The 23,008-nt window shown below is 70.7% G+C and carries 24 protein-coding genes; 17 read left to right on the forward strand and 7 right to left on the reverse strand.

Annotated features, from left to right (window positions below; translation table 11 throughout):
• Nucleotides 1-50 precede the first annotated feature (50 nt).
• The 6 genes from ACH442_RS13020 to ACH442_RS13045 all read left to right on the forward strand — a co-directional run bounded on the left by ACH442_RS13020 (nucleotide 51) and on the right by ACH442_RS13045 (nucleotide 6,630).
• On the forward strand, nucleotides 51-1,064 hold the full coding sequence (locus ACH442_RS13020; RefSeq protein ID WP_396338172.1) for an aldo/keto reductase: 1,014 nt from the start codon (nucleotides 51-53) through the stop codon (nucleotides 1,062-1,064).
• Between the two features lie 125 nt (nucleotides 1,065-1,189).
• A complete protein-coding gene (locus tag ACH442_RS13025) occupies nucleotides 1,190-3,148 on the forward strand; it encodes a protein kinase (protein WP_396338173.1) in 1,959 nt (652 codons plus the stop codon).
• Between the two features lie 364 nt (nucleotides 3,149-3,512).
• A complete protein-coding gene (locus ACH442_RS13030) occupies nucleotides 3,513-4,631 on the forward strand; it encodes an LLM class flavin-dependent oxidoreductase (RefSeq protein ID WP_396338174.1) in 1,119 nt (372 codons plus the stop codon).
• On the forward strand, nucleotides 4,628-5,242 hold the full coding sequence (locus tag ACH442_RS13035) for an FMN reductase (protein ID WP_396338175.1): 615 nt from the start codon (nucleotides 4,628-4,630) through the stop codon (nucleotides 5,240-5,242). The genes ACH442_RS13030 and ACH442_RS13035 overlap by 4 nt, the downstream gene beginning before the upstream one ends.
• Before the next feature lie 148 nt (nucleotides 5,243-5,390).
• On the forward strand, nucleotides 5,391-5,756 hold the full coding sequence (locus ACH442_RS13040; protein ID WP_396338176.1) for a hypothetical protein: 366 nt from the start codon (nucleotides 5,391-5,393) through the stop codon (nucleotides 5,754-5,756).
• A 244-nt stretch (nucleotides 5,757-6,000) separates the two neighbouring features.
• The gene (locus ACH442_RS13045; protein ID WP_396338177.1) at nucleotides 6,001-6,630 is read left to right on the forward strand and encodes a putative glycolipid-binding domain-containing protein; all 630 of its coding nucleotides are present in this window, start codon (nucleotides 6,001-6,003) and stop codon (nucleotides 6,628-6,630) included.
• A 191-nt stretch (nucleotides 6,631-6,821) separates the two neighbouring features.
• Here the strand turns inward: ACH442_RS13045 and ACH442_RS13050 are convergent, their stop codons facing one another.
• The 4 genes from ACH442_RS13050 to ACH442_RS13065 form a co-directional block, all read right to left on the reverse strand.
• On the reverse strand, nucleotides 6,822-7,253 hold the full coding sequence (locus ACH442_RS13050; protein ID WP_396338178.1) for a cupin domain-containing protein: 432 nt from the start codon (nucleotides 7,251-7,253) through the stop codon (nucleotides 6,822-6,824).
• Complete coding sequence (locus tag ACH442_RS13055; protein WP_396338179.1) at nucleotides 7,246-7,470, reverse strand: hypothetical protein; 225 nt, start codon at nucleotides 7,468-7,470, stop codon at nucleotides 7,246-7,248. Before ACH442_RS13055 ends, ACH442_RS13050 begins: the two co-directional genes overlap by 8 nt.
• Before the next feature lie 26 nt (nucleotides 7,471-7,496).
• Nucleotides 7,497-7,979 carry a TetR/AcrR family transcriptional regulator gene (locus ACH442_RS13060; RefSeq protein WP_396338180.1) on the reverse strand — a complete coding sequence of 161 codons (483 nt, stop codon included), beginning with the start codon at nucleotides 7,977-7,979 and terminating at the stop codon, nucleotides 7,497-7,499.
• A gap of 251 nt (nucleotides 7,980-8,230) precedes the next feature.
• Complete coding sequence (locus tag ACH442_RS13065) at nucleotides 8,231-8,560, reverse strand: DMT family transporter (RefSeq protein ID WP_396338181.1); 330 nt, start codon at nucleotides 8,558-8,560, stop codon at nucleotides 8,231-8,233.
• A gap of 84 nt (nucleotides 8,561-8,644) precedes the next feature.
• Between ACH442_RS13065 and ACH442_RS13070 the strand changes: the two genes are divergently transcribed.
• Both ACH442_RS13070 and ACH442_RS13075 read left to right on the forward strand, forming a co-directional pair.
• Entirely contained in the window at nucleotides 8,645-9,742 is a 1,098-nt protein-coding gene (locus ACH442_RS13070) for a threonine aldolase family protein (protein ID WP_396338182.1), read from the forward strand.
• A gap of 52 nt (nucleotides 9,743-9,794) precedes the next feature.
• Nucleotides 9,795-10,193 carry an HPF/RaiA family ribosome-associated protein gene (locus ACH442_RS13075; RefSeq protein WP_396338183.1) on the forward strand — a complete coding sequence of 133 codons (399 nt, stop codon included), beginning with the start codon at nucleotides 9,795-9,797 and terminating at the stop codon, nucleotides 10,191-10,193.
• Between the two features lie 583 nt (nucleotides 10,194-10,776).
• On the opposite strand, the gene ACH442_RS13080 is transcribed toward ACH442_RS13075, so the two are convergent.
• Nucleotides 10,777-11,757 (reverse strand): LacI family DNA-binding transcriptional regulator, encoded by a 981-nt coding sequence (locus tag ACH442_RS13080; protein ID WP_396338184.1) that lies wholly within the window; start codon nucleotides 11,755-11,757, stop codon nucleotides 10,777-10,779.
• A gap of 81 nt (nucleotides 11,758-11,838) precedes the next feature.
• Between ACH442_RS13080 and ACH442_RS13085 the strand changes: the two genes are divergently transcribed.
• Both ACH442_RS13085 and ACH442_RS13090 read left to right on the forward strand, forming a co-directional pair.
• Entirely contained in the window at nucleotides 11,839-12,393 is a 555-nt protein-coding gene (locus tag ACH442_RS13085) for a cysteine hydrolase family protein (RefSeq protein WP_396338185.1), read from the forward strand.
• A 253-nt stretch (nucleotides 12,394-12,646) separates the two neighbouring features.
• Nucleotides 12,647-13,240 carry a class I SAM-dependent methyltransferase gene (locus ACH442_RS13090; protein ID WP_396338186.1) on the forward strand — a complete coding sequence of 198 codons (594 nt, stop codon included), beginning with the start codon at nucleotides 12,647-12,649 and terminating at the stop codon, nucleotides 13,238-13,240.
• Nucleotides 13,241-13,556: 316 nt separating this feature from the next.
• Here ACH442_RS13090 and ACH442_RS13095 read toward each other — a convergent pair whose 3' ends face one another.
• Both ACH442_RS13095 and ACH442_RS13100 read right to left on the reverse strand, forming a co-directional pair.
• On the reverse strand, nucleotides 13,557-14,399 hold the full coding sequence (locus ACH442_RS13095; RefSeq protein ID WP_396338187.1) for a hypothetical protein: 843 nt from the start codon (nucleotides 14,397-14,399) through the stop codon (nucleotides 13,557-13,559).
• Nucleotides 14,400-15,013: 614 nt separating this feature from the next.
• Entirely contained in the window at nucleotides 15,014-15,646 is a 633-nt protein-coding gene (locus ACH442_RS13100) for an SGNH/GDSL hydrolase family protein (RefSeq protein WP_396338188.1), read from the reverse strand.
• Between the two features lie 177 nt (nucleotides 15,647-15,823).
• Here ACH442_RS13100 and ACH442_RS13105 point away from each other — a divergent pair, with 177 nt between their 5' ends.
• From ACH442_RS13105 to ACH442_RS13135, 7 genes are all read left to right on the forward strand, one after another.
• A complete protein-coding gene (locus ACH442_RS13105; protein WP_396338189.1) occupies nucleotides 15,824-17,506 on the forward strand; it encodes an ABC transporter substrate-binding protein in 1,683 nt (560 codons plus the stop codon).
• A gap of 10 nt (nucleotides 17,507-17,516) precedes the next feature.
• On the forward strand, nucleotides 17,517-18,506 hold the full coding sequence (locus ACH442_RS13110; RefSeq protein WP_396338190.1) for an ABC transporter permease: 990 nt from the start codon (nucleotides 17,517-17,519) through the stop codon (nucleotides 18,504-18,506).
• A gap of 13 nt (nucleotides 18,507-18,519) precedes the next feature.
• Nucleotides 18,520-19,473 carry an ABC transporter permease gene (locus ACH442_RS13115; RefSeq protein WP_396338191.1) on the forward strand — a complete coding sequence of 318 codons (954 nt, stop codon included), beginning with the start codon at nucleotides 18,520-18,522 and terminating at the stop codon, nucleotides 19,471-19,473.
• Nucleotides 19,470-20,339, forward strand: coding sequence for an ABC transporter ATP-binding protein (locus tag ACH442_RS13120; RefSeq protein WP_396338192.1), 870 nt, complete (start codon nucleotides 19,470-19,472; stop codon nucleotides 20,337-20,339). Before ACH442_RS13115 ends, ACH442_RS13120 begins: the two co-directional genes overlap by 4 nt.
• An 88-nt stretch (nucleotides 20,340-20,427) precedes the next feature.
• Nucleotides 20,428-21,243, forward strand: a complete 816-nt coding sequence (locus ACH442_RS13125; protein WP_396338193.1) for an ABC transporter ATP-binding protein — start codon at nucleotides 20,428-20,430, stop codon at nucleotides 21,241-21,243.
• Between the two features lie 243 nt (nucleotides 21,244-21,486).
• Nucleotides 21,487-21,744, forward strand: coding sequence for a hypothetical protein (locus ACH442_RS13130; RefSeq protein ID WP_396338194.1), 258 nt, complete (start codon nucleotides 21,487-21,489; stop codon nucleotides 21,742-21,744).
• Nucleotides 21,745-22,992: an alpha/beta fold hydrolase gene (locus tag ACH442_RS13135; protein ID WP_396338195.1), complete on the forward strand. Its 1,248-nt coding sequence runs from the start codon at nucleotides 21,745-21,747 to the stop codon at nucleotides 22,990-22,992.
• Nucleotides 22,993-23,008 lie beyond the last annotated feature (16 nt).

Here is a 23,008-nt window from a genome sequence, read left to right on the forward strand (position 1 = left end):
CATTCCGTACAGTCAAGCGGAACCTGGATTCCGATTCTACGGGGGTCACCATGCTCTACCGCACGCTGGGCCGCTCCGGCCTGCGCGTCTCCCGTGCCGCCCTCGGCACGATGAATTTCGGACTCGACCCGCAGGCGCCCACCCCGGAAGCCGAGGCGCGCCGGATCGTCGGCGCGTTCCTCGACGCCGGGCTCAACCTCATCGACACCGCGGACGTCTACCGAGGTGGGACGAGTGAGGAGATCGTCGGCCGGGCCATCGCGCACCGGCGGGACGAGGTGGTGCTCGCCACCAAAGCCGGCGGTCCGCGCGGCACCGGGCCGAATGATCGCGGACTGTCGCGCGCCCACCTGACCCGTGCGCTCGACGCGAGCCTGCGCCGGCTGGGCACCGACTACATCGACCTCTACCAGTGCCACATGCCGGACCCGGACACCCCGGCCGACGAGACCATGGCCGTCCTCGACGAGTTCGTCCGCTCGGGAAAGGTGCGCTATGCGGGCTGCTCGAACTACACCGCGGCCGGGATCGTTGCCGCGCAGTGGGCGGCGGAACGCCACGGCGGCTCGGCGTTCGTGAGCCTCCAGGCCAACTATTCGCTGATCGCCCGGTCCATCGAGGCGGAGATCCTGCCGGTCTGCCGCTCGCACGGGATCGGCGTGCTGGCGTACAGCCCGCTCGGCAGTGGCGTGCTCGCCGGGCGGTACCGGCGGGGTGACGCGCCCGAGGCCGGCAGCCGGCTCGCCGAGTGGGCCGCCATGCCCAGCGCGATGGTCCGCGCCTGGGTGGACGGGCTGCTCACCGACCGGCACTTCGACGTCGCCGACGAGGTCACCGCGGCGGCCCGGACGCTCGGCACGAGCAGCGCCGCGATCGCGCTGGCCTGGATCGCCGGGCGCGACGACATCGCCGCGGTGGTGCTCGGGCCGCGCTCGACCGGCCACCTCGCCGCGGCGCTCGACGGCCTCGACCAGCGGTTGCCGGCGGAGATCCGGGCCCGGCTGGACGACGTCAGCGCCGGGACCGTGCTGCCCGCCGTGACCGGGCAGCCGCGCGCGGCCTGAAGATCCTCGATTTCGGGTGAACCCGGATACCCGAAAAGCGGTATCCAGCAGATGATAGGAACGGGGAAGCGATCGATCGTAGTTGATCTCCCGGTGCGGGGATCGAGACGAGAGAAGGTGCGGGGATGGCCGGTCAGGACGCGCTCGGCCGTGAGTACCTGCTGCACGAGCAGATCGGCAGCGGATCGCTCGCCGTCGTCCGGCGGGCCAGCCGGCGCTCCGGTGGGCCCGCCCTCGCCGCGAAGCTGATGCGGCCCGAACTCGCCGGTGACCGCCGGGTCCGCACCCTCTTCCTGCGTGAGGAGACCGCGCTGCGGGCCGTCGACCACCCCGGCATCGTGCAGTTCCACGACCTGGTCGTCGAGGGTGGCACGCTTGCGCTGCTGATGGACTTCGTGGACGGTCCGGACCTGCGCCGTCACCTCGCCGACAGCGGTGGCCGGCTCAGCCCGGCGGAGACCGCGACGATCCTGGCGCAGGTCGCGGACGCGCTCGACGCCGCACACGCCCGCGGTGTCGTCCATCTGGACCTCAAACCCGAGAACCTTCTTCTCGTACGGGGTAGCGACCCGCCCGAGATCCGGGTGACCGACTTCGGTGTGGCGGCGCTGCTCATGGACGCCGATCGTGGGGCGGCCGGGGGCACGCCCGGCTACACCGCCCCGGAGATCTGGCAGGGCGCCCCGCCCACCGCCGCGGCCGACGTGTACTCGCTCGGTGTCCTGCTGGTCGAGCTGGTCACGGGTGACCTGCAGGGCGATCCGGAGGCGCTGCCGCCGGAGTTGGCCGGCCCGGCGCGCTCGTGCCTGAACCCGGTTCCCGCCCAGCGTCCGACGGCCCGCCGGGTGGCCGCCTACCTGCACGGCGTCGTCGCGTCCGGCGCCCTGGGCGAGCTCCGCCCCGCGGACCAGGGCCGGCTCCCGACGGTGCGCCGCCCGGAGCCGACCGGCCCCTGGGCCGGCGCCTTCCCACCCGCACTCTCGCACCCCGCGTCGTCCCGAGTCGCGCCCTCGCAGCCCACGGCCTCGCAGTCCGCGGCCTCGCAGCCCGCGCCGTCCCAGGGCGTGCCGTCGCGGCCCGCGCCGCCCGCCGCACTCTCCGCCTGGCCGGGCCGGCCGGATCGAGCGTCGGCTCCCGCGGGTCCCGGCGGCGAGGCGTCCGCGCCGACCGGTTGGCTCGCCGGCGCCCCGGCTCCTGCGGGTTGGCTTGCCGGGTCGCCGCCGCCTGCCGGTCGGCCGGTCGCCACGCCCGCTCCCAACGGTCAGTTCGCCTGGGGCGCCGGCTTCGCCGGGCCGCCCGGCGGCACTCCTCAGGCCGCGCCGCCGGCCGGTGAGCCGAGGCGTCGCCGGCGCCGGGGCCCGCTGGTGGCCCTCGGTGTGGTCGTCGCGATCGCGGCCACGCTGATCGGCGTGAACCTGGCCGTCGCAGCGGACCGCCGGGCGGACGACCGGAAAGCCGCCCTTGCCGGGGCGACCGCCACTCCCTCGCCGACCGGCGCGAGCAGCGCGACCGGTGCTGCCGGTGCTGCCGGTGCCGCCGGGCCGGGTGCGACCCTGCCGACCGAGCCGGTCCGGACCGGCACGACCACCACGGCCGCTCCCGCCCCGGTGCGGATCACGCTGGCCGGTCACGTCGCGGACGGCGCGGGCACACTGGCGATCTCGATCCGGGATCAGCAGGCGATCGCGTACATCTGTGACGGGTCCAAGGTCGAGGCCTGGCTGAAGGGCACCGCCAAGGACGGCAAACTCGACCTGACCGGCAAGGCCGGCGCCAAGGTCGTCGGCACGTTCGACACCGCCAGTGCCCGGGGCAGGGTCACCGTGATCGGCAAGACCCACGACTTCGTCCTCGGGATCGTGAAGAAGCCGTCCGGCCTTTACCGCACCACCACCAAGGTTCGCAATGCGCAGGTCAAGGGCTCCTGGATCGTCCTTCCCGACGGCCGGCAGGTCGGCGTCCTCACCGAGGGCGAGCAGACCGGCCCCGCCCCGCAGCTGGACGTCACCAACCGCACCACCTCGATCGACGGCACGTCCGTCCCGGTGACCGCCGTCGACGTCGACACGGGCACCGGCTTCTGATCGGTGGCTTCGTCGGCCGCCCGGCCGTGGTGCCACCGGCCCCGGCCGGGGCGGCAGACCGCGGCGGCTCGTCGGCAGTTCCGGCATCGGACGTCCCTTTCCCTCGGTCGCATCGGACAGGTCCGGTCTACGCCTCGGGCGGTGTCATCAAGGTGTCAGCCGCCGACACCTCGACGACACCGCCCGGTCGGCAGAATTCCGGCCGTGCGAGAGCCGCGGATCGACCTGAGGCAAACCTGGTACCGGTGGTGTGACCCCCGCCGCAGCCGAAGTTCTTTGAATCTGAAATAGTTTCTGCGTCAACAACGTTGTGCGAGGCAGTCCGGGACGTCAGAACCCCGGCCGAGGGTTTCAGGAGCGGGTCATGCAATTCGGCATCTTCAGCGTCAGCGACATCACGACCGACCCCACCACCGGGAAGACTCCGACCGAGGCCGAGCGCATCAAGGACATCGTCACCATCGCGAAGCACGCGGAGGAGGTCGGCCTCGACGTCTTCGCGCTCGGTGAGCACCACAACGAGCCGTTCTTCTCGTCCTCGCCGACGACCACCCTGGCCTACATCGCCGCGCAGACCACGACGCTGCAGCTCAGCACCGCGACCACGCTGATCACCACCAACGACCCGGTGAAGATCGCCGAGGACTTCGCGATGCTCCAGCACCTGGCCGACGGTCGCGTCGACCTGACGCTCGGCCGCGGCAACACCGGCCCGGTCTACCCGTGGTTCGGCAAGGACATCCGCGCCGGCATCCCGCTGGCGATCGAGAACTACGCGCTGCTGCACAAGCTGTGGCGCGAGCACACCGTCGACTGGGAGGGCAAGTTCCGCACCCCGCTGCAGTCGTTCACCTCGACGCCGCGCCCGCTCGACGACGTCCCGCCGTTCGTCTGGCACGGCTCGATCCGCAGCCCGCAGATCGCCGAGCAGGCCGCGTTCTACGGTGACGGGTTCTTCGCCAACCACATCTTCTGGCCGGCGTCGCACACCCAGCGCATGGTGAAGCTGTACCGCGACCGCTTCGAGCACTACGGTCACGGCTCCGCCGACCAGGCCTACGTCGGCCTCGGTGGCCAGGTGTTCATGCACAAGAACAGCCAGGAGGCGGTCAAGCAGTTCCGGCCGTACTTCGACAACGCCCCGGTCTACGGCCACGGCCCGTCCCTGGAGGACTTCACCCGTGAGACGCCGCTGACCGTCGGCAGCCCGCAGCAGGTCATCGACCGGACCCTCAAGTTCCGGGAGTACGTGGGCGACTACCAGCGCCAGCTGTTCCTGATGGACCACGCCGGCCTGCCGGTCAAGACCGTGCTGGAGCAGCTCGACCTGCTCGGCTCCGAGGTCGTGCCGGTGCTCCGCAAGGAGTTCGCCGCCCTCAAGCCGGCGCACGTGCCGGACGCGCCGACGCACGCGTCCCTGCTCGCGGCCAAGCTGGCCAAGGCCACCGGGATCACGGAGATCAAGGAAGAAGTGCAGGCATGAAACAGCGCCAGCTCGTCGTCATCAGCGCGGGCCTGAGCCAGCCGTCGTCCACCCGCCTGCTCGCGGACCAGTTGTCCGCGGCGGCGGGGCGGGCCGCCGCCCAGCTCGGCGTCGCCGCGGAGGTCCAGGTCATCGAGCTCCGCGACCTGGCCCACGAGATCACCGACCACATGCTGACCGGCTTCCCGCCGGCCGCCCTCAAGAGCGCACAGGACGCGGTTGCCGCCGCCGACGGTTTGATCGTGGTCACGCCGGTCTTCAGCGCCAGCTACTCCGGGCTGTTCAAGTCGTTCTTCGACGTGCTGGAGCAGGAGACGCTCGCCGGCAAGCCGATCCTGCTCGCGGCGACGGCCGGCACCGCCCGGCACTCGCTGGTGCTGGAGCACGCGCTGCGGCCGCTCTTCGCCTACCTGCACGCGGTGCCGGTCCCGACCTCGGTCTTCGCGGCCAGCGACGACTGGGGCGCCAACTCGGTCGAGGGCCCGCTGCGCGGCCGGGTCGAGCGTGCCGCGACCGAGCTGGCCCGCGAGATGGAGCGCCGCGAACCGGCGACCCCGGCGGACCCGTTCGCCCTCACCGAGTCGTTCGAGGACATGATGAAATCGCTGTAAGCCCCGCTTTCCCGGCGGCCCGGCTCCCGTGCCGGGCCGCCGTTTCACCTTCAGAAGCCAAATCCGATCGGCGTACGGCCATGGCCGCGCCAGAGTTGGCACACGCTGCGCATCGACGGAACTACGGTTCGTTGTTAATCGTGTTGTGGTGGCCACCTCCACCTCGGGTCAGCCTGTCGCCGCCGTTCCACTGGTCCGGCGGCACCTGATCGCCCTGCCCCGAGGTCGCCCCACCCCGTCCGTGACGCACCGTCACCTGATCGCGATCCCGCGCGGCCGGCCCGTCCAGCACCGCGGCCCGGCCGTCCCGGAGCCTGGCGTTGCGGTGCCGCCGACTCCTCCGGACGTGGGTTCGGGCCGGCGGTCGACGGTGCCGATCGTGGTGGGGGAGCGGCCGCGGCGGGGCTCCCACTCGGTGTTCGCGGTGGTTTCCTCGGTGACCGCGCTGGTGCTGCTCTGCTGCGGGGCCGCGGTCATGTTGGTCCAGCTCATGGGGGTGGGCGGACGGCGTTGAGGGCTCACGGCGTACGGGGAAAATCGGATTTTGATCTTGAGGGCACCCCTGATGACCGATGAGCCGCAGAGCGGCCGTATGGTGTGCGACACACTGGCGGCGGGTGGTTCTCTGCCCGATCCGGGCCGTCGGTCTCGTTGGCGTGCGACATTCTCGCAAGGACGAACCCGGTGGGGTCGATTCATCGGCGCGAACGCTTGCACAGTGCAACGATGAGGATCCGGATAGCGGCAAAGGAGGCGCTATGACCATGACCGGCGCGCGGGGACCGGCCCTGGCGGAACGGCCTCGCGCCGACCTGCCCGTGACCCCGATGATCTGGCAGCGAACCGACCGGGTCGGCACCGAGCTGGTGTTCCCGCGAGGTTCACGGCCCAGCGGTTCGGCGATCGTCGCCGGCTCCCGGGCCTACACGCTGACCTGGAACGCCGAGCTCACCCCGGCCTCGGACGTGACGTCGCTGCACGTCAGGTGCCAAGGCGACGGCTGGAGCCGGGAGCTGCGGATCGGTCGCACCCAGACCGGCTGGAGCTGCCGCGCGGAACAATCCGGGGACGCGGGTGACCTGCCGCCCGCGGGTACCGAGCACCTCGACACGATCGACCCGTCGGCGGTGCTGCGTCTCGCCGATTCCGCGATCTTCGTGGCGTGGGCGGCGCGCCGGATCGGTCTGACCGTGAAGTCCGGCCCGGTCGGGGTCCCGGTCGTCCGGGTGCAGGTGCCGTCGCTGGCCGTGGTGCCCGGCAACGTGACATATCACCTGGTCAGCCCGCAGCGACTGCGGATCACCGGGGACTGGCCGGCCGCGACGTTCGAGCTGGACGACGCCGGTATGGTCGTCTACCAGGCCGGTCACCTGCGGCTCGCCCGCTGACCGCTCTGCGCATCACCGCTGAGGCCCAGCCGGCAGCGCTCGGCTGGACCTCAGCGGTGTTCCGAGCGGGTTGAGGCGCCGCGGGCGCCCAGCCGCCGGGGTGTCTGGCTGGGCCTGAGGGGTGTTCCGAGCGGCTCGAGGCGCCGCGGGCGCTCAGCTGCCGGGGCGGGTGAGCGGCTTCGGGGGCGGCGTCAGAGCAGGCGGAAGTCGGCGTAGTCGAAACCGGGCGACACGACGCAACTGACCAGCACCGGCTCCTCCCCGGCCGGCGCGGCGGACTGCCAGCAACCGGCCGGCACGAGCAGCTGCGGCTGCTGTCCACCGGCGATGTCCGGGCCGAGCAGCAGCGACTCCGCGTCGCCCGGCCGCTCGCCACTGCCGCCCAGGGTGAGCGTCAACGGGCCGCCGGAGTGCCAGAACCACAGCTCGCCCGAGCGCACCACATGCCACGCCGACTCCTCACCCGGGTGCAGCAGGAAGTAGATGGCGGTCGCGGTGGCGCGCTCACCCTCGTACCCCTCGGGGCGGAAGGTCGTCGGAGACCGCCAGGTCTCCCGGAACCAGCCACCTTCCGGGTGCGGGAACATGTCGAGCTGCTCGGCCAGCGGCGGTCGGTCACTCATGTGTGCAGGCTACTCGTGGAATGACCGTTCGTTTTCGGCCCTGGATGTACACGGCCGGGTAGATCGTCTCGTGCGACACCTGCCACTCACTCCATCCGGGATGATCGCGGGGTGGCCGGTTGCTGATCTGCTGCGGGCTGTGCTCGTGGTCCAGGACGGCCTGCACCGCCGCGTGCAGTTGGGGGATCACGAAGGTGTTGCGACGATCGCTCGACACGATGGGAGGGCGGGTGCGCTCTCTCGTCAGTGGATCAAGCGGCGGATCGCCGCAGTCAGCCCCGCCCCGTCCAGCTCCGACTCCATCACCAGCGCCCGCAGGATGATCCCGTCCAGCAGCGCACAGATGTCCCTGGCCGCATCCGCCCCCACCGCCGGCGCGAGTATTTCCGGCAGCCCGTCCATCCACGTCTCCGCGATCGGCCGTAGCGCCGAGTCCCGCGCGGCGGCCACGCACAGTTCGTACTCGATCCGGACTTGCCGCCGATCGTCCAGGTATTCCCTGGTCAGCGCGGTGAGTTCGGTCGGCAGGTCGGGTGCCGCGGCCAGTCGCTGCGCCCATTCGCCGAGGTCGGCGCGCAGTTGGTCGGTGGCGTGCCGGAGCCCGGCGGCGATCAGGTCGTCGAGGGTGGGGAAGTAGTACGTGGTCGCGCCGAGCGGCAGTCCGGCCCGGGCGGCGACGGCCCGGTGGGTGGTCCGCCCCACGCCGGCTTCGGCGATGACTTCCATGGTGGCGACGGCGAGGGCGGCCCGCCGCGCTTCCGGGTCCCGGGCGCGTTGAGGCCGGCGTTCCGAGGCGGTGCCGGGTGAAGAGGCGGTGCCGGGTGAAGAGGCGGTGCCGGGTGAAGAGGCGGTGCCGGGTGAAGAGGCAGCGCGGGGTGAAGAGGCAGCGCGGGGTGAAGAGGCGGCGCCGGGTGAAGCAGCGCCGGCCGCCGTCGTCGCGCGAGGGGTCCCTGGCCGGGACGCTGCGGCAGGTCCGGTCAATGTGATTCCGCGCCGGTCAGGTTCAGCATCACCACTCCGCCGATGATCAGGACGATGCCGCCCACCTTAGCGAGCGTCACCGGTTCGTCGAGGAAGAGCGCGCCGATGACGACGATCGCCGCGGTGCCGACCGCGGACCAGATCGCGTAGGCGACGCCGACCTGGAGGCCGCCTTTGATCGCCTGGGACAGGGCGATGAACGAGATGGCGTATCCGGCGAGGACGGCGAGGGTGGGCCAGAGCCGGCTGAATCCGTCGGTGGCTTTCATCATGCTGGTCGCGAAGAGTTCGCACCCGATGGCGAGCGCGAGAAGAACGTATGGCACTGCTGTGCACCTCATCTTGTACGTATGTACAAGTACGATCGTACAAGAAAGACGCGGGACGGCAAAGTCTGAGATCATGCGCCCGTGGCTGACGATGCGTGGGCACGGCGGATCGCCGCGATGCGGAACTCCGACCGGCTCCTCTCCGGGATGCGCCCGGCGACCGTGCGGGAGAAACTCGCCGAGCTGGCCGCCGGCGTCCCCGACGACCTGATGCCGGACTTCTACGGCGACGGGCCGGTCGAACAGCTCGAGGAGCGGGTCGCCGCCCTGCTCGGCGCCGAGGCCGCGGTGTTCTTCCCGACGGGGACGATGGCTCAGCAGGTGGCGCTCCGCTACGGCGCCGAGGTGACCGGTCGCACCGCGGTCGCGCTGCACCCGCTCGGGCATCAGGAGGTGCACGAGCATCGGGCGTACGCGGATCTGACCGGTCTGCGTGCCGTCCACCCGACCACCGCGCCGCGCAACCCGACCGCCGCCGAGCTGATGACGCTCGCCGAGCCGGTCGGTACCGTCGTCTTCGAGCTGCCGATGCGCGACGCCGGGTTCGTGCTGCCGACCTGGCCGGAGCTCAGTGACGCGTGCACGGCGGCGCGTGGGCTCGGCGCCCGGGTCCACTTCGACGGGGCGCGGATGTGGGAGTCGACGCCGTACCTCAATCGGGGTCTTCCGGAGATCGCCGGGCTGGCCGATTCGACGTACGTCTCGTTCTACAAGTCTCTGGGCGGCCTGAGCGGCGCGGCATTGACCGGGACCACCGCCTTCGCCGCGTACGCCCGGAATTGGCGACACCGCTACGGTGGCCACCTGTTCCAGCAGTGGCCGGCCGCGCTGACCGCGCTCGCCGGGCTGGAGCGCGTGCTGCCGCGGATCCCGGACTTCGTGCGCCAGGCCCGGGTCGTCGCCGACGCGTTCGCCGAGTTGCCCGGCGCGCAGGTCTTCCCGCGCCCGCCGCACACCAACCAGTTCCGCGTCTGGCTGCCGTTCCCCGCCGCGCGCCTGAACGAGGGTGTGCTCGCGATGGCCGACGAGGAGAAGGTCTGGTTCACCGGCGGCTGGCAGGACACCGCGGTGCCGGGGCAGGCGATGGCGGAGGTGACGGTCCTCGCACCGGCGCTGGAATGGACCGCGCGGGACGTGATTGAAATCGGACTGAGACTCCTTGACCGGATTCAAGGTTGATCAACTGGGTAACGGAGGGATGACCAACTTTCACCGGATGCAGGAGGTTCCGATGAGCGCAGTCGCCAATCCGGCCACCGTCGACGAGTGTCTGCGGGTGGGCGCGGGCTTCTCCCAGGGCGACCTGAACTGGATCGCCGAGCAGTTCAGCCCGCTCGACGCCCGGCTCGCCGCGTTCCAGGCCGACACCACCGCGTTGTACATCTCGGTGAAGGACCGGGAACACCCTGGTCAGAAGGTCACCCTGGAGGCGACCGTCGGCGGCCGCGAGAAGCTGGTCGTGACCTCCTCCGAGGAGGACCTGCACGCCGCGATCATGGACGTGCGCGACGACCTGAAGCGCCGCCTCAACGACGCCAAGACCAAACACGAGCCGCGGCACAACCGGCACCTGCGTGAGGTCCCGCAGCCGCTCGACGAGGAGCAGTCGTCAGACCCCGAGCTTGCCTAGGTAGGTCAGCGGCCCCGGGTCGGGGACCGGCAGCACCGTGAAGCCCAGGCGGTCGTAGAAACCGCGGGCCGCGGACATTCGCGGTGACCATGCCCACATGCACCCCGACCTGGGCCTTGGCCAGGAAAATCTCGATCAGCCTTCGGCCGAGACCCCTTCCTTGGTACGGCGGTAGCAGGTCGATGTGCAGGTGGGCGGGATAGTCCACCAACTCGGGGACGATCATCCGCTCCGGCCAGTAGTGCAGCGCGACCATGTTCTGCTCGGGTGTGCGCGGCGGGGGCGGCGGGACCGGGTACTTCCCGTCGAGCAGTGGGATCCACTCCTCGCGGTAACGCTTGACGAAGGTCGCGGTGTCCGCGGTGCCGACCACGTAACCGACCGCGCTCCCACCGTCGTCGACGACGAACGCGAGACCCGGTTCGAGCTGCGCATACGGTACGGCGAACAGGTCGCCCATCAGCTCGTCGGTCGAATACTGCCCGCGGGCGTCGCCGCCGGCGTCGGCAGTGCGGACACAGATGTCGTAGAGGGCGGCGCGATCGGCCGGCCGATAGGGACGAATCTCGGGCACGCCCGCACGCTAAGCCGTGGAAGCGCTTCCACCGCAAGTGCCTCGCGGCTTCGGCACGCTCGGGAACAATGTGGACGGCGGTGGCTCGCCGAGCGCGGTCCGCACCGCCGCGGCGGCGACCTCCTCCACCGGATGCGTCGCCGTCGACAGCGCCGGATGCACCGCAGCGGCCAGCGGAGCATCATCAAAACCGGTCACGGCAACATCGTCCGGTACCCGAATTCCGGTCGCGGCGAGCGCCTGCAGGACGCCCAGGGCGGTGGCGTCGCTGACCGTCGCGATCGCATCCGTGTCCGGCCAGCGCCGCAGGATGCTCCGAGCCGCCACCCGGCCGCGGTCGCTGGTGAAGTCGCCTCGCACGATGCGCGTGGGCAGCCCGGCGGCACGGGTCAGCTCGCGGTAGGCGTCGACCGGCGGCACCGACGCGGCGAGCCAGGAGGGACCTGCGACCAGGGCGATCCGGCGACGACCCAGGGCGTACAGGTGGGTGAGCAGGGCGCCGACCCCCGCCGCGCTGTCGACGTCGGCGCCGCCCACGCCGATTACGGACGTGCGCCCGCGCAACCCCGCCGGCAGGTGTTGCAGCAGCTCATGGTCGTGCCCGGCGAGGATCACCGCGGTCAGTCCGCGATCATCCGCCAGGTGGTCCAGCTCCGCCGCGCACTCCAGCTCGAGCCGGGTCAGGGACACCCCGATGTGGTACGGACCGAGGATCGCCGCCATGGCCGCCGTGGCCCGGGCGACGAACGGGTCGCGCAGAATTCGCGTGTGCGCGTCCCGCACGGCGAAGAGCACTCGCGTCCCGCTGCGGCGGGCCAGTTGCCGGGCCACCGGGTGCGGCCGGTAATGCAGCTCGTCGGCGGCCGCCAGCACGGCTCGCCGGGCGCCCTCCGAGACCGGGCCGGCCCCGGAAAGTGCCCGGGACGCGGTCGCGGGGGAGACGCCGGCCGACCGCGCCACGTCGGCCAGCCCGGCCCGGACTTCACGCATGGGCCCAGTAAACGCCCGGACCCCGAAAATGTCAGTGGGTCGTCCTAGGGTGGGGGCGAACGTGACCCCCGGGAGGCTCGCATGACCACTTTGACCGATCGACCCGGCACCGCGCTGCTGGTCATCGACGTGCAGCAGGGAGTGATGACCGGCGCGCACGACCGCGACGCCGTCATTGCCAACATCGTCACGCTGGTCGGCAAGGCGCGCGCGGAGAGCGTGCCGGTGATCTGGGTGCAGCACTCGTCCGAGGAGCTGCCCCTGAAGAGCCCGCAGTGGGAGTTCGTGGCCGAGCTCCCGGTCGGCCCGGGTGAGCCGGTCGTCCACAAGAAATATGGTGACTCGTTCGAGGCCACCGACCTGGAGGACCGTCTCGCCGAGCTGGGCGTCGGCCACCTGGTGGTGACCGGCGCGCAGTCCGACGCGTGCATCCGCTCGACGATCCACGGCGGTTTCACCCGGGGCTACGACGTGACCCTGGTCAGCGACGCCCACACCACCGAGGACCTGACCGAGTGGGGCGCCCCCACGCCCGACAAGGTGATCTCCCACCTCAACATGTACTGGACGTGGCAGGACGCTCCCGGCCGCACCGCCACCACCACCGCCACCAAGGAGGTCACCTTCCCCGCGTGACCCGTGCCCAGCCGACCCGGCGCCGAGAATCCCGGTCCGCCGAGCGTCTCCCCGGTCGTGCGCCTCTGGGTCGTGCGCGGTGGGGTCGTTGTTCGCCGGGTGTTGCCGGCGGCGCTGCCGTGTGCGGCGAGCTCGCCGCTGTTCGCAAGTCGCCGGCGGTGCGGGAGTGCGCGCTCGGCCGGCCGCTGTGCCGGCCGTCTCCGGCGGCGCCACCGCGATCGGGCGGACGACCTTCGGCGCGTAGGGTTTGGCTGTGACGGTACAAAACGGGTGGCTGCGCAAGATCGCCGAGGACCCGGGGCACTCGCAGTGGTACATCAAGCGTTTCCGCGACATGGCGGCTTCCGGCGCCGACCTGGTCGGCGAGGCCCGGCTGGTCGACACGCTGGTCCGGCGCGGCGCGCGAATCCTGGACGCGGGCTGTGGCCCCGGCCGTGTCGGCGGGCACCTGGCCACGCTCGGCCACGACGTCACCGGCGTCGACCTCGACCCGGAGCTGATCGCGGCCGCCGTCGCCGACCACCCCGGCCCGGAATGGCTGGTCGGCGACCTGTCCACGCTGTCCCTGCCCGGCCCGCCGTTCGACGCGATCGTCTGCGCCGGCAACGTGATGACGTTCGCCGCCCCGGACTCCCGCGTCGACATCCTGCGCGGCTTCAGCGCCCACCTGGCCCCCACCGGCCGCGCGGCGATCGGCTTCGGCGCCGGCCGCGGCTACCCGTTCGACGAGTTCCTGTCCGACGCCACCACGGCCGGCTTGGTCCCCGATCTGCTTCTGAGCACCTGGGACCTGCGCCCCTTCACCCCCGAAGCCGACTTCCTGGTCGCCGTCCTCCGCCACCCCTGACCCACGAGGCCAACGGTGCCGTTCTGGCCCGCTCCCGCCTGCCTGAGCCGGCGCCCAGGACCAGCCGGTCGGCTGCTGCTGGTCCTTCGGTGGTGCCTCACCGAGCGGAACCGCCCCGGAGGACCAGCCGGAACCGACCGGCTGGCTGTCAGAGGTGTTTCGAGCTGGTTGCGGCACCTCTGACAGCCGGCCGGGGAGCGGGCGTCGCGGCCGGGCCGTGAGCACGGCCGAGGTTCGCCGTGCGTGGCTCAGCGGCGCTCGTCTCGGCCGTGCCGGTCTGCGGGGTCGGCAGGGGCAGCGGGAACGGGGGATGGGGTCAGCGGAGGTGCCAGGCTCGCTGGCGGGTGCGGTCGACGGCGATCTGGTAGGACAGCTCGAACCGGTGCGTAGGGTTGGCGTGGTACCAGCGAAGCGCCTGCAGGACCAGCGCCGGGTCGGCGGCCAGCCACGGGACCTGGATCGTCATCTGTTCCGGCGCGCGGAACAGGGTGCGCCGGGTGCGGGTGTCCGGGGACGGCACGGCGGGGACGCCGATGACCGGGATGTGGGCGTGTTCGCCGGGGGCGATCGTGCTGATGGCCTGCCACGGGAGGAACTGCTGGGCCCAGACGCCGTGGTGGTAGATGCCGTCCGGGGTCAGGGCGAGCCGCCCGGGCGCCCGCCGCAGCAGGACGAAGAGGGCCGCGCCGGTGAACAGGACGCCGATGATCAAAGCGCCGGTGAGAAGCACCCCGGTGAACGAAGCGCCGGCGGTGAGTGGCGAGCCGCTGACGACCAGGGCGAGCTGGGCGACGGCGAGCAGGCTGAGGAAGCCGGCGTACCAGTAGTAGAGCCGCCCGGAGTATCCGAACGTCAACCCCGGCGTCCCGTCGTCGATACCGGCGATCCGCATCCGGTCGCCGGTGTTGTACGGGTGCACCCACAGGCGCAGCAGCAGCCCGAAGAGGTGGCCGAGGACGAGTACGGCGACGCCGCAGGCCAGTGCGGCTGACGGGTCGCGCAGGATCAGTGACCACACGCCGGCGGCCAGGATCAGGACGGAGAGCAGGCCGGTGCCGACGGCCGCGTGGACCAGCCGGGGTGACGGTTCGTGGTCTCGCCAGGGTGACGGGTCGGCGGAGACCGGGGTGGTGCGCGGCAGATCGAAGTAGAGTGTCATCGATTCTTCCAGGGGCGGTAGCGGGAGCGGGTCTGGTTGCGGGCGGTGCGGAGTGCGCCGTGGAGCCGGTTCCCTGCGCGACGACGGAGGTCGGCAAGGCTGCGTGGTCGCGCGCCCGCCGGCCGCAGCGGCCGGCGGGGCGTGTTGGCGCGCGAGTTCACCGGGCGCGCCGCACGCGCCGGGCGAGCGGCCCAGCGGGACCGGCCGCGCGCGGGATAAGCGGCCCAGCGGGACCGGCCGCGCGCGGGGTAAGCGGCCCAGCAGTGCCGGCCGCGCGCGGGGTAAGCGGCCCAGCGGGACCGGCCGCGCGCGGGGTAAGCGGCCCGACGGAGCCGCCCGTCGGCGACGCCGCGCCGGCTGCGGATGCCGGCGACGCCGCTCCATCGGAAACCGAAGCTGACCCACGCTTCGAAGAAGCGACACGCCGTGCCGCCTCGTTCACTCGGCGTAGTTGATCCGTGATCGCTCGGAGAATGTCGAGATCGATTCGTGGACGATCGCTCATCAGGTCTTCCTCTTCCCGTCCCCCGGGTTTGGTGCCCTGGAGTACGAGTATCGAGGATGATGAGTTCAAACGGAGAGTAGTCAACAAGCCCGCTCTCGTGCACCCAGCGTCACTCCGGGCGAATCCCCTCGAACCCCCAGCTCGTGGAAGCGCTCCCGAATCGGCTCAACCAGGCCGCTGCCAGCAGCTCGTGCCCTCGCGCGGTCGGATGCACCCCGTCCGCCGCGAGTGCGGCCGCCCCTTCCGTCCGGGCGGCCGCGCTCATCACCGCCTGTGCCGGCACGAACGCCGCCCCGAGGTGGGCCGCCAACCCCCGTACCACCGATTGTTTTGCCCCCAGGTCTTCTTCGGCCCACCGCTCCTGCTCGGCCGAGACCGGCACCACGAACGGCTCGATCAGCACGAGCCGGGCCGTGAGCGGCGCCAGCACGCCGCGCAGGTTCGCCTCGAACGCGGCTGCGCTGGTGACCACGCCGGCCCCGTCGTAGCGCCGCCACACGTCATTGATGCCGATGAGTACCGACACCACCGCGGGCGCGTGTGCCAGTACGTCGTCGTCCCAGCGTTTCACCAGGTCGGACGAGAGGTCGCCACCGACTCCGGTGTTCACGACCCGGACCGGGGCGAGTTCGGGCGCTGCGGCGAGCCGTCGCACGTACCCGTCGCCGAGGTCGTCCGGGTCGTCGCGCCGCCCGCAGTCGGTGACGCTGTCACCGGTGCAGACGAGGGTGATCGGGCTCATCCGGCGCCTCCGTGTTTCGTCGTGTGCCGGGAAATGACGCAGCGAGCGACGTCCCGACATCCACTCTTGACATTGCAAACTTAAGCCACTTAATAATGTCCCCGTCAATAGGTGAACCTCGCGCTTGGGCTGGGCATGCGCGGGTTACCCCGACGTCCGAGATCGAGGTATTCGCATATGTTCAGATTGACGAGAATCGCGGTGGCCGCGGCCGCGGCGCTGACCCTGGCGGCGGCCGGGTGTTCCGGCGACGGCGGCAAGGCGAACGGCGGCGGCAACGCGGCGAACAGCTCCATCACCATCTTCAACGGCTCGACCGGCACGATCGTCGAGCAGTGGAATCCCTTCCTGCCGAACTTCCTGCAGCCCACTGAGGGTCTGATCTACGAGGCGCTGTACTGGTACAACTTCGCCTCCGACGCGGACCCGCAGCCGATGCTGGCCACCGCGTTCTCCTGGGACACCACCGGCAAGGTCCTGACGATCACCACGCGGGACGGGGTGAAGTGGTCGGACGGCCAGCCGTTCACCGCCAAGGACGTGGCCTACACGTTCGACCTGAACCGCCGGACGCCGGCGCTCAACGCCACCGGCCTCAAGCTGGTCTCGTCCGTCGCCACGGACGACAAGACCGCGGTGCTCACGTTCGAGAAGCCGTCGTTCACCGACGAGGCCCAGGTCCTCGGCAACACGCCGATCGTCCCGCAGCACGTGTGGGAGAAGATCGCCGACCCGACGAAGTCGATCAACCCGAACCCGGTCGGCACCGGCCCGTACAAGCTGAAGTCGTTCTCCGCGCAGAGCTACGTGATGGAGAAGAACCCGAACTACTGGCAGCCCGGCAAGCCGCAGATCCAGAACGTCCGCTACATCGCGCTGGCCACCGCGGACGCCGCGACCGCCGCCCTGACCGGCGGTCAGGTCGACTGGATGAGCAGCTTCCTGCCCGGTCTCGATCAACTTCTCAAGAACCAGAAGAATTTGACGTACGTCAACACGCCCGCGCTCACCACGTCGATCTTCACCTGCTCGTCCGCGGAGCTCGGCTGCAAGGGCCCGCAGACCGACCCGGCCGTCCGGCAGGCCCTGTACTACGCGCTCAACCGGGACCAGCTGAACAAGCTGGCCGGCGGTGGCTTCGCGGAGACCGCGTCCCCGACGATGCTGCTGCCGCAGCGCGACAAGGACTGGATCGCCGACCAGGCGAACCTGACCGTTCCGGGCACCGCCGACGTGGCCAAGGCGAACCAGATCCTGGACGCGGCCGGCTGGGCCAAGGGCAGCGACGGCATCCGGGCCAAGGGCGGCGAGAAACTGTCGCTGACGATCCAGACGGTGACCGGCTGGAGCGACTACATCTCGCTGAACGACGCGATGACCCAGGAGTTCAAGGAGATCGGCGTCGAGCTCAAGCCGACCCAGGTGGCCTGGCAGGAGTGGAACAACAACCAGGTCCAGGGCAAGTACCAGCTGTCGCTGGACTCGATCGGGCTGGGAGCGTCGACGAACCCGTACTTCACCTACCTGCGCTACTCCTCGACCACCACGGCGAAGGTCGGCACGGCGGCCGGGCTCACCGGCAACTACGCGCGGTACAAGAACGAGAAGGTGGACGCGGCGGTCGCGGCCGCGTCGGCGACCAACGACGAGGCGGTCCAGAAACAGCAGTACGCGATCATCCAGCAGGAGATCGTCAAGGACCTGCCGTACATCCCGATCTACGTGAACTCGCTGCTGACCGAGTTCAGCACGGCCAACGCCACCGGCTGGCCGGCCAACGAGAACAAGTACGCCCTGCCGGCGACCTGGAAGAACTGGGACAACGGCATCGTGCTGAGCACCGTCAAGCCGGCGAAGTAGGGGACCGGCCGTGCGCTACCTGCTCCGTAAGCTGGGGTTCTACCTGGTCGCCCTCTGGGCGGCGCTGACGGTGAACTTCTTCGTCCCGCGCCTGATGCCCGGCGACCCGGTCGAGATCCTGCTCTCGAAGCTGGGTCAGCACGGCCCGGTCACCCCGGCGATGAGGGCCTCGGTCGAGGCCCTGCTCGGCACGAACACCGGCGAGCCGCTCTGGTCGCAGTACGTCGACTACCTGGGCAATCTCGTCCACGGGGACCTGGGCACCTCGGTGGTGTTCTACCCCGCGTCGGTCGGCTCGATCATCGAGCAGACCCTGCCTTGGACGATCGGCCTCATCGGTCTCGCCACGGTCGTCTCGTTCCTGGCCGGCGTCGGTCTCGGCACCGTCGCCGGCTGGAAACGGGGTTCCTGGCTGGACAGCCTGATCCCGGTCACCACGATGTTCCAGTCGGTGCCGTACTTCTGGCTGGCCCTGATCCTGCTGTTCGCGTTCGGCAGCATCTGGCCGGTCTTCCCGCTCAACGGCGGTTACGACGTCTACAACGTGACGCCCGGCTGGAACGCCGCGTTCATCGGCTCGGTCCTCTACTACGGCGCGCTGCCGGCGATCACCATCGTGCTCTCCAGCGTCGGTGGCTGGATGCTGGGCATGCGCAACATGATGGTGTCCACGCTGAGCGACGACTACATGGTCACCGCCGAGGCGAAGGGCCTGCGCCCGGGCCGGATCATGCGGCGTTACGCGGCGCGCAACGCGGTCCTGCCGTCGGTCTCCGGCTTCGCGATCTCGCTCGGGTTCGTCGTCGCCGGCTCGATCGTCACCGAGGCGGTCTTCTCCTACCCCGGCATCGGTTCGGCGCTGCTGCAGTCGGTCGGCGGCAACGACTACGCCCTCATGCAGGGCATCTTCCTGGTGATCACGCTGTCCGTGCTCGGCGCGAACCTGCTGGTCGACCTCCTCTACTCGGTCATCGACCCGCGCACCCGCGCCCGAGCCTGAGAGGTCCGCGATCATGACCATGACCACGGAACTGTCCGAGCAGTCCATCAATCAAGATCCAAAGCCGATCAAGGTACGGCGGTTGGCGCGCAACTCCAAGTTGCTGGCCGGCCTGATCATCGCCGGCGGGATCCTGCTCTTCGGCCTGCTCGGCCCCCTCTTCTGCCAGGATCCGCGCCTCGTCGACGACATCGGCCTGAGCGGTCCCAGCGCCGAGCACTGGCTCGGCACCACGCAGACCGGCCAGGACGTCCTCGCCCAGCTCGCCTACGGCACGCGCGGCTCCCTGGCCGTCGGCGCGATCGTCGGGTTGCTCACGCTGTTGCTGTCCGCGTTCTTCGGGGTGGTCGGCGCGTACGCCGGCGGCTGGGTCGACGAACTGTTCTCCCTGTTCACCAACGTCATGCTGGTCATCCCCGGCCTGCCGCTGGTGATCGTGATCTCCAGTTACGTGCCGGACAAGAGCATCTGGCTGGTCTCGGTGGTCCTGGCGATCACCGGCTGGGCCGGGTCGGCCCGGGTGCTGCGCGGTTACACGCTGAGCCTGCGCAGCCGCGACTACGTGCTCGCGTCGCGCGTGGCCGGTGAGAAACGCCGGCGGATCCTGGCCGTGGAGATCCTGCCGAACCTGATCCCGCTGCTCGCCTCGCAGGTCGTCTTCGCGATCATCTTCGCGATCCTCGGCGAGGCCGGCCTCTCCTACCTGGGCCTGGGCGCGAGCGGCTCGTTCACCTGGGGAACCATGCTCTACTACGCGCAGAACGGCCTGGCCCTGCGGCTCGGCGCGTGGTGGTGGTTCGTCCCGCCCGGCCTGATGCTGGCCGCGTTCGGCGCCGCGCTGTCCCTGATCAACTTCTCGATCGACGAGATCATCAACCCCAAGCTGCGCAACCAGACCCGATCCGCCCGCAAGGGTTGGCGGATGTCCCGCGAGCAGCTCTCCAAGGCCAAGGAGGCGACGCTGTGACGGTCCTGTCGATCGAGAACTTCAGCGTGGACTATCTGGTCGACCCGGTCGTGCACGCCGTCAAGAACGTGTCGTTCGAGCTGGAGCGCGGCGAGGTGCTGGGCTTGGCGGGCGAGAGCGGATGCGGGAAGAGCACCCTGGCGTACGGGATAATTCGCCTCTTGAAACCACCGGCGATGATCACTTCCGGACGGGCGGTGTTCCACGGCCGCGACGGTTCTGACATTGACTGGAACGAGCTGCACGCGGAGGACCTGCGGGGCAACCGGTGGGAGAAGATCTCGATGGTCTTCCAGGGGGCGATGAACTCGCTCAACCCGGTCATCTCGATCCGTGACCAGTTCGAGGACGTGTTCACCACCCACCGGCCGGCGATGTCGAAGAAGGATCGTCGCGCGCGCTGCGCCGAGCTGCTGGAACGCGTCGGCGTCGACCCGCGTCGGCTCACCTCCTACCCGCACGAGCTCTCCGGCGGCATGCGGCAACGCGTCATGATCGCGATGGCGATGGCCCTGGAACCGCAGATCATGATCATGGATGAGCCGACCACCGCGCTCGACGTCGTGGTCCAGCGCGAGATCCTGCGGGAGATCACCCGCCTGCGCGACGAGCTGGGCTTCGCGGTCATTTTCATCACCCACGACCTGCCGCTGCTGCTGGAGATCAGCGACCGGATCGCGGTGATGCGCAGCGGCGAGATCGTCGAGCTGGGCGACGCCGCCGAGCTCTACACCGACCCGAAACACGAGTACACCAAGCAGCTGCTGGCATCGTTCCCCAGCCTGACCGGCGACCGTGGCTCGTTCGTCCGTGGCGCGATGGACGACCGGCTGCTCGCCCTGGACGCGGTCGAGGTGACGCCGTGACCGCCCGCACCGAGCGGCAGCCACCCGCCGCCGGCCCGGGGGCTCGCAGGCCAGGGCCAGAAGGACGCGACAAAGGAGGTACAGCGTCATGACCACGCTCGAGGTGCGCGGACTCGGCAAGGACTACCGGCTGCGGGACGGCCGGCGGTCGAGCACGCTGCGGGCCGTGGACGACGTCAGCTTCACGCTCGACCACGGGAAGACGGTCGCACTCGTCGGCCAGAGCGGCAGCGGCAAGTCGACCGTGGCCAAGCTGCTGCTCCAGCTGGAGCGTCCGACGCGGGGGGAGATCCTGCTCGACGGGGCACCGGTGGCGCGGCGCGGGGCCGGGCTGGCGGCCTATCGGCGTACCGTCCAGATGGTCTTTCAGGATCCTTTCGCGTCCCTGAATCCCTATCACACGATCGGTCATCATCTGGACCGGCCGATCCGGCTGCACCACCCCGCCATGAGCGACGCGGACGTGCAGGAACGCGTCCTGGAACTGCTGGAACGGGTGCGCCTGACCCCGGCCGCGAACGTCGCCCGCCGCCGCCCGCACGAGCTCTCCGGCGGCCAGCGGCAGCGCGTCGCCATCGCCCGGGCGCTCGCCCCCGAACCGGGCGTGCTGATCGCCGACGAGCCGGTGTCGATGCTGGACGTCTCGATCCGGCTCGGCGTGCTCAACCTGCTCGCCACGCTGCAGCGCGAGGAGGATCTGGGCGTCCTCTACATCACCCACGACCTGGCCACCGCGCGCCACTTCTCCGACGAGATCCTGGTGATGTACAAGGGCTCGATCGTCGAACGCGGCCCGTCCGACGACGTGATCCTGAACCCGCAACACGAATACACCAAAACTCTGGCCGAAGCCGCCCCCAACCCGGAGCGTCGCCTCGGCCGGCTCAGATCCACCTCCGGCTGACCGGCCCCTGAGCCGGCCCGCGCTCGCCGGTGCGATCTCCGCGGGGTGAGACCTCGCGGCGCGGCTCGCGGTCCCGGCTGGTTCGCACCGTGGTTGTTCGCCTCCCTCATGACCACGGTGCGAACCAGCCGGCAAGCCGGCGCCGGGCGGTGGGCGTAACCCGGGAGAGTGTCGGGCAGGGTGGGGACTGGACGGCGCCCGATACCTTTGACCGCAACGTTTCGCCAGGTAGGGAGAGTTGCGGTGGGCTTCATCAAACGAACGGTCCTCGGCATGATCGCGTCGAACCTGGAGCGCCGGGCACATCACAGCCGCAACCCGCTCGTGCACCACATGCTGCGCGAGGTGAACCACAAGCTGGTCCGGCAGGGTGGATACCCGCGCGGCGCCTACGGCCACCCGGGCCATCACCCCGGTCCGGCGTACCACCCGGGCCCGGCCTATCACGGTCACTACCGTCACCACGGGCATTACCGTCATCACGGTCACTATCGTTACTGAATGATCGCGACTCCGGGACTGCGCTTCACCGACCACACCGTCACCGTGCCGCTGGACCACCGGCGGCCGGAGGGCCCGATCATCGAAGTGTTCGCGCGGGAGGTGGTCGCCGCCGACCGGGCCGGCGACGACCTGCCGTGGCTGCTCTACCTGCAGGGCGGGCCGGGTGGCAAGGCGCCCCGGCCGCTGCGGGCGGACGGCTGGCTCGGGCACGCGCTGAAGACCCATCGGGTGCTGCTGCTCGACCAGCGGGGGACCGGGCGCAGCACCCCGCTGACCGCTCGGTCGGTCGCCGGGATGACGGATGCGGCGCTCGCCGCGTACATCCGGATGTTCCGGGCCGACAGCATCGTGGCCGACTCGGAGGTCCTGCGGTCGCGGGTCGCGGGCGGCGCGCAGTGGGACACGCTGGGCCAGAGCTACGGCGGGTTCATCACCCTGACCTACCTGTCGGTGGTGCCGGAGGCGTTGCGGACCTGCTACATCACCGGTGGGCTGCCGGGGCTGGACGTCACCGCCGACGAGGTGTACGCGCTGACGTACCCGACCGTCGCGGCCCGCAACGCGGACTTCTACCGCGAGTTCCCGCAGGACGCCGCGACGGTCCGCCGGATCGCCGACCGGCTCGACGCCGAGGAGGTGCGCCTGCCGGACGGGGACCGGCTGACCACGCGCCGGCTGCGCCTGCTCGGGAACCTGTTCGGCGCCGGCACCGGGCTCGCCCAGCTGCACTGGATTCTCGACGAGGCGTGGCACTCCTCGTCGCTGTCGGACACGTTCCTCCACGAGGTCCAGCGGCTCACCGCGTTCGTCGACGTGCCGCTCTTCGCGTTGCAGGAGTGCACTTTCGGTCAGGGCCGAGCGCCGGCGTGGGCCGCCGACCGGGCCCTGAAGGAGTACCCGGAGTTCGCCGCCGACGCGGATCCGCTGCTGTTCACCGGCGAGATGATGTACCCCTGGATGTTCGACGAGATCGCGGCGCTGCGCCCGTTCGCCGGGGCGGCCCAGCTCCTGGCCACGACTCCGGACTGGCCGCAGCTCTACGACGTGGACCGGCTGGCCGCCAACGAGGTGCCGATCGCCGCCGCGGTCTACGCCGACGACATGTACGTGCCGGCCCCGCTGTCGCTGCGCACCGCCGAGCAGGTCGGCAACCTGCGGACCTGGGTCACCGCCGACCACCGGCACGACGGACTGCGCGTGGACGGCGCCGCGGTCCTCGACCGCCTGATGACCCTGGCGAAATGATCGTTCACCTTTCCGA

It is taken from the genome of Actinoplanes sp. NPDC020271, assembly GCF_044388125.1.
Classification (GTDB): Bacteria; Actinomycetota; Actinomycetes; order Mycobacteriales; family Micromonosporaceae; genus Actinoplanes.

What these genes read in the sequence shown, in the direction of transcription:
- ACH442_RS13020 (WP_396338172.1), top strand. Translation starts at nt 51, where the DNA reads ATGCTCTACCGCACGCTGGGCCGCTCCGGCCTGCGCGTCTCCCGTGCC.
- ACH442_RS13025 (WP_396338173.1), top strand. Translation starts at nt 1,190, where the DNA reads ATGGCCGGTCAGGACGCGCTCGGCCGTGAGTACCTGCTGCACGAGCAG.
- ACH442_RS13030 (WP_396338174.1), top strand. Translation starts at nt 3,513, where the DNA reads ATGCAATTCGGCATCTTCAGCGTCAGCGACATCACGACCGACCCCACC.
- ACH442_RS13035 (WP_396338175.1), top strand. Translation starts at nt 4,628, where the DNA reads ATGAAACAGCGCCAGCTCGTCGTCATCAGCGCGGGCCTGAGCCAGCCG.
- ACH442_RS13045 (WP_396338177.1), top strand. Translation starts at nt 6,001, where the DNA reads ATGACCATGACCGGCGCGCGGGGACCGGCCCTGGCGGAACGGCCTCGC.
- ACH442_RS13050 (WP_396338178.1), bottom strand. Translation starts at nt 7,253, where the DNA reads ATGAGTGACCGACCGCCGCTGGCCGAGCAGCTCGACATGTTCCCGCAC.
- ACH442_RS13060 (WP_396338180.1), bottom strand. Translation starts at nt 7,979, where the DNA reads ATGGAAGTCATCGCCGAAGCCGGCGTGGGGCGGACCACCCACCGGGCC.
- ACH442_RS13075 (WP_396338183.1), top strand. Translation starts at nt 9,795, where the DNA reads ATGAGCGCAGTCGCCAATCCGGCCACCGTCGACGAGTGTCTGCGGGTG.
- ACH442_RS13080 (WP_396338184.1), bottom strand. Translation starts at nt 11,757, where the DNA reads ATGCGTGAAGTCCGGGCCGGGCTGGCCGACGTGGCGCGGTCGGCCGGC.
- ACH442_RS13085 (WP_396338185.1), top strand. Translation starts at nt 11,839, where the DNA reads ATGACCACTTTGACCGATCGACCCGGCACCGCGCTGCTGGTCATCGAC.
- ACH442_RS13095 (WP_396338187.1), bottom strand. Translation starts at nt 14,399, where the DNA reads ATGACACTCTACTTCGATCTGCCGCGCACCACCCCGGTCTCCGCCGAC.
- ACH442_RS13100 (WP_396338188.1), bottom strand. Translation starts at nt 15,646, where the DNA reads ATGAGCCCGATCACCCTCGTCTGCACCGGTGACAGCGTCACCGACTGC.
- ACH442_RS13105 (WP_396338189.1), top strand. Translation starts at nt 15,824, where the DNA reads ATGTTCAGATTGACGAGAATCGCGGTGGCCGCGGCCGCGGCGCTGACC.
- ACH442_RS13115 (WP_396338191.1), top strand. Translation starts at nt 18,520, where the DNA reads ATGACCATGACCACGGAACTGTCCGAGCAGTCCATCAATCAAGATCCA.
- ACH442_RS13125 (WP_396338193.1), top strand. Translation starts at nt 20,428, where the DNA reads ATGACCACGCTCGAGGTGCGCGGACTCGGCAAGGACTACCGGCTGCGG.
- ACH442_RS13135 (WP_396338195.1), top strand. Translation starts at nt 21,745, where the DNA reads ATGATCGCGACTCCGGGACTGCGCTTCACCGACCACACCGTCACCGTG.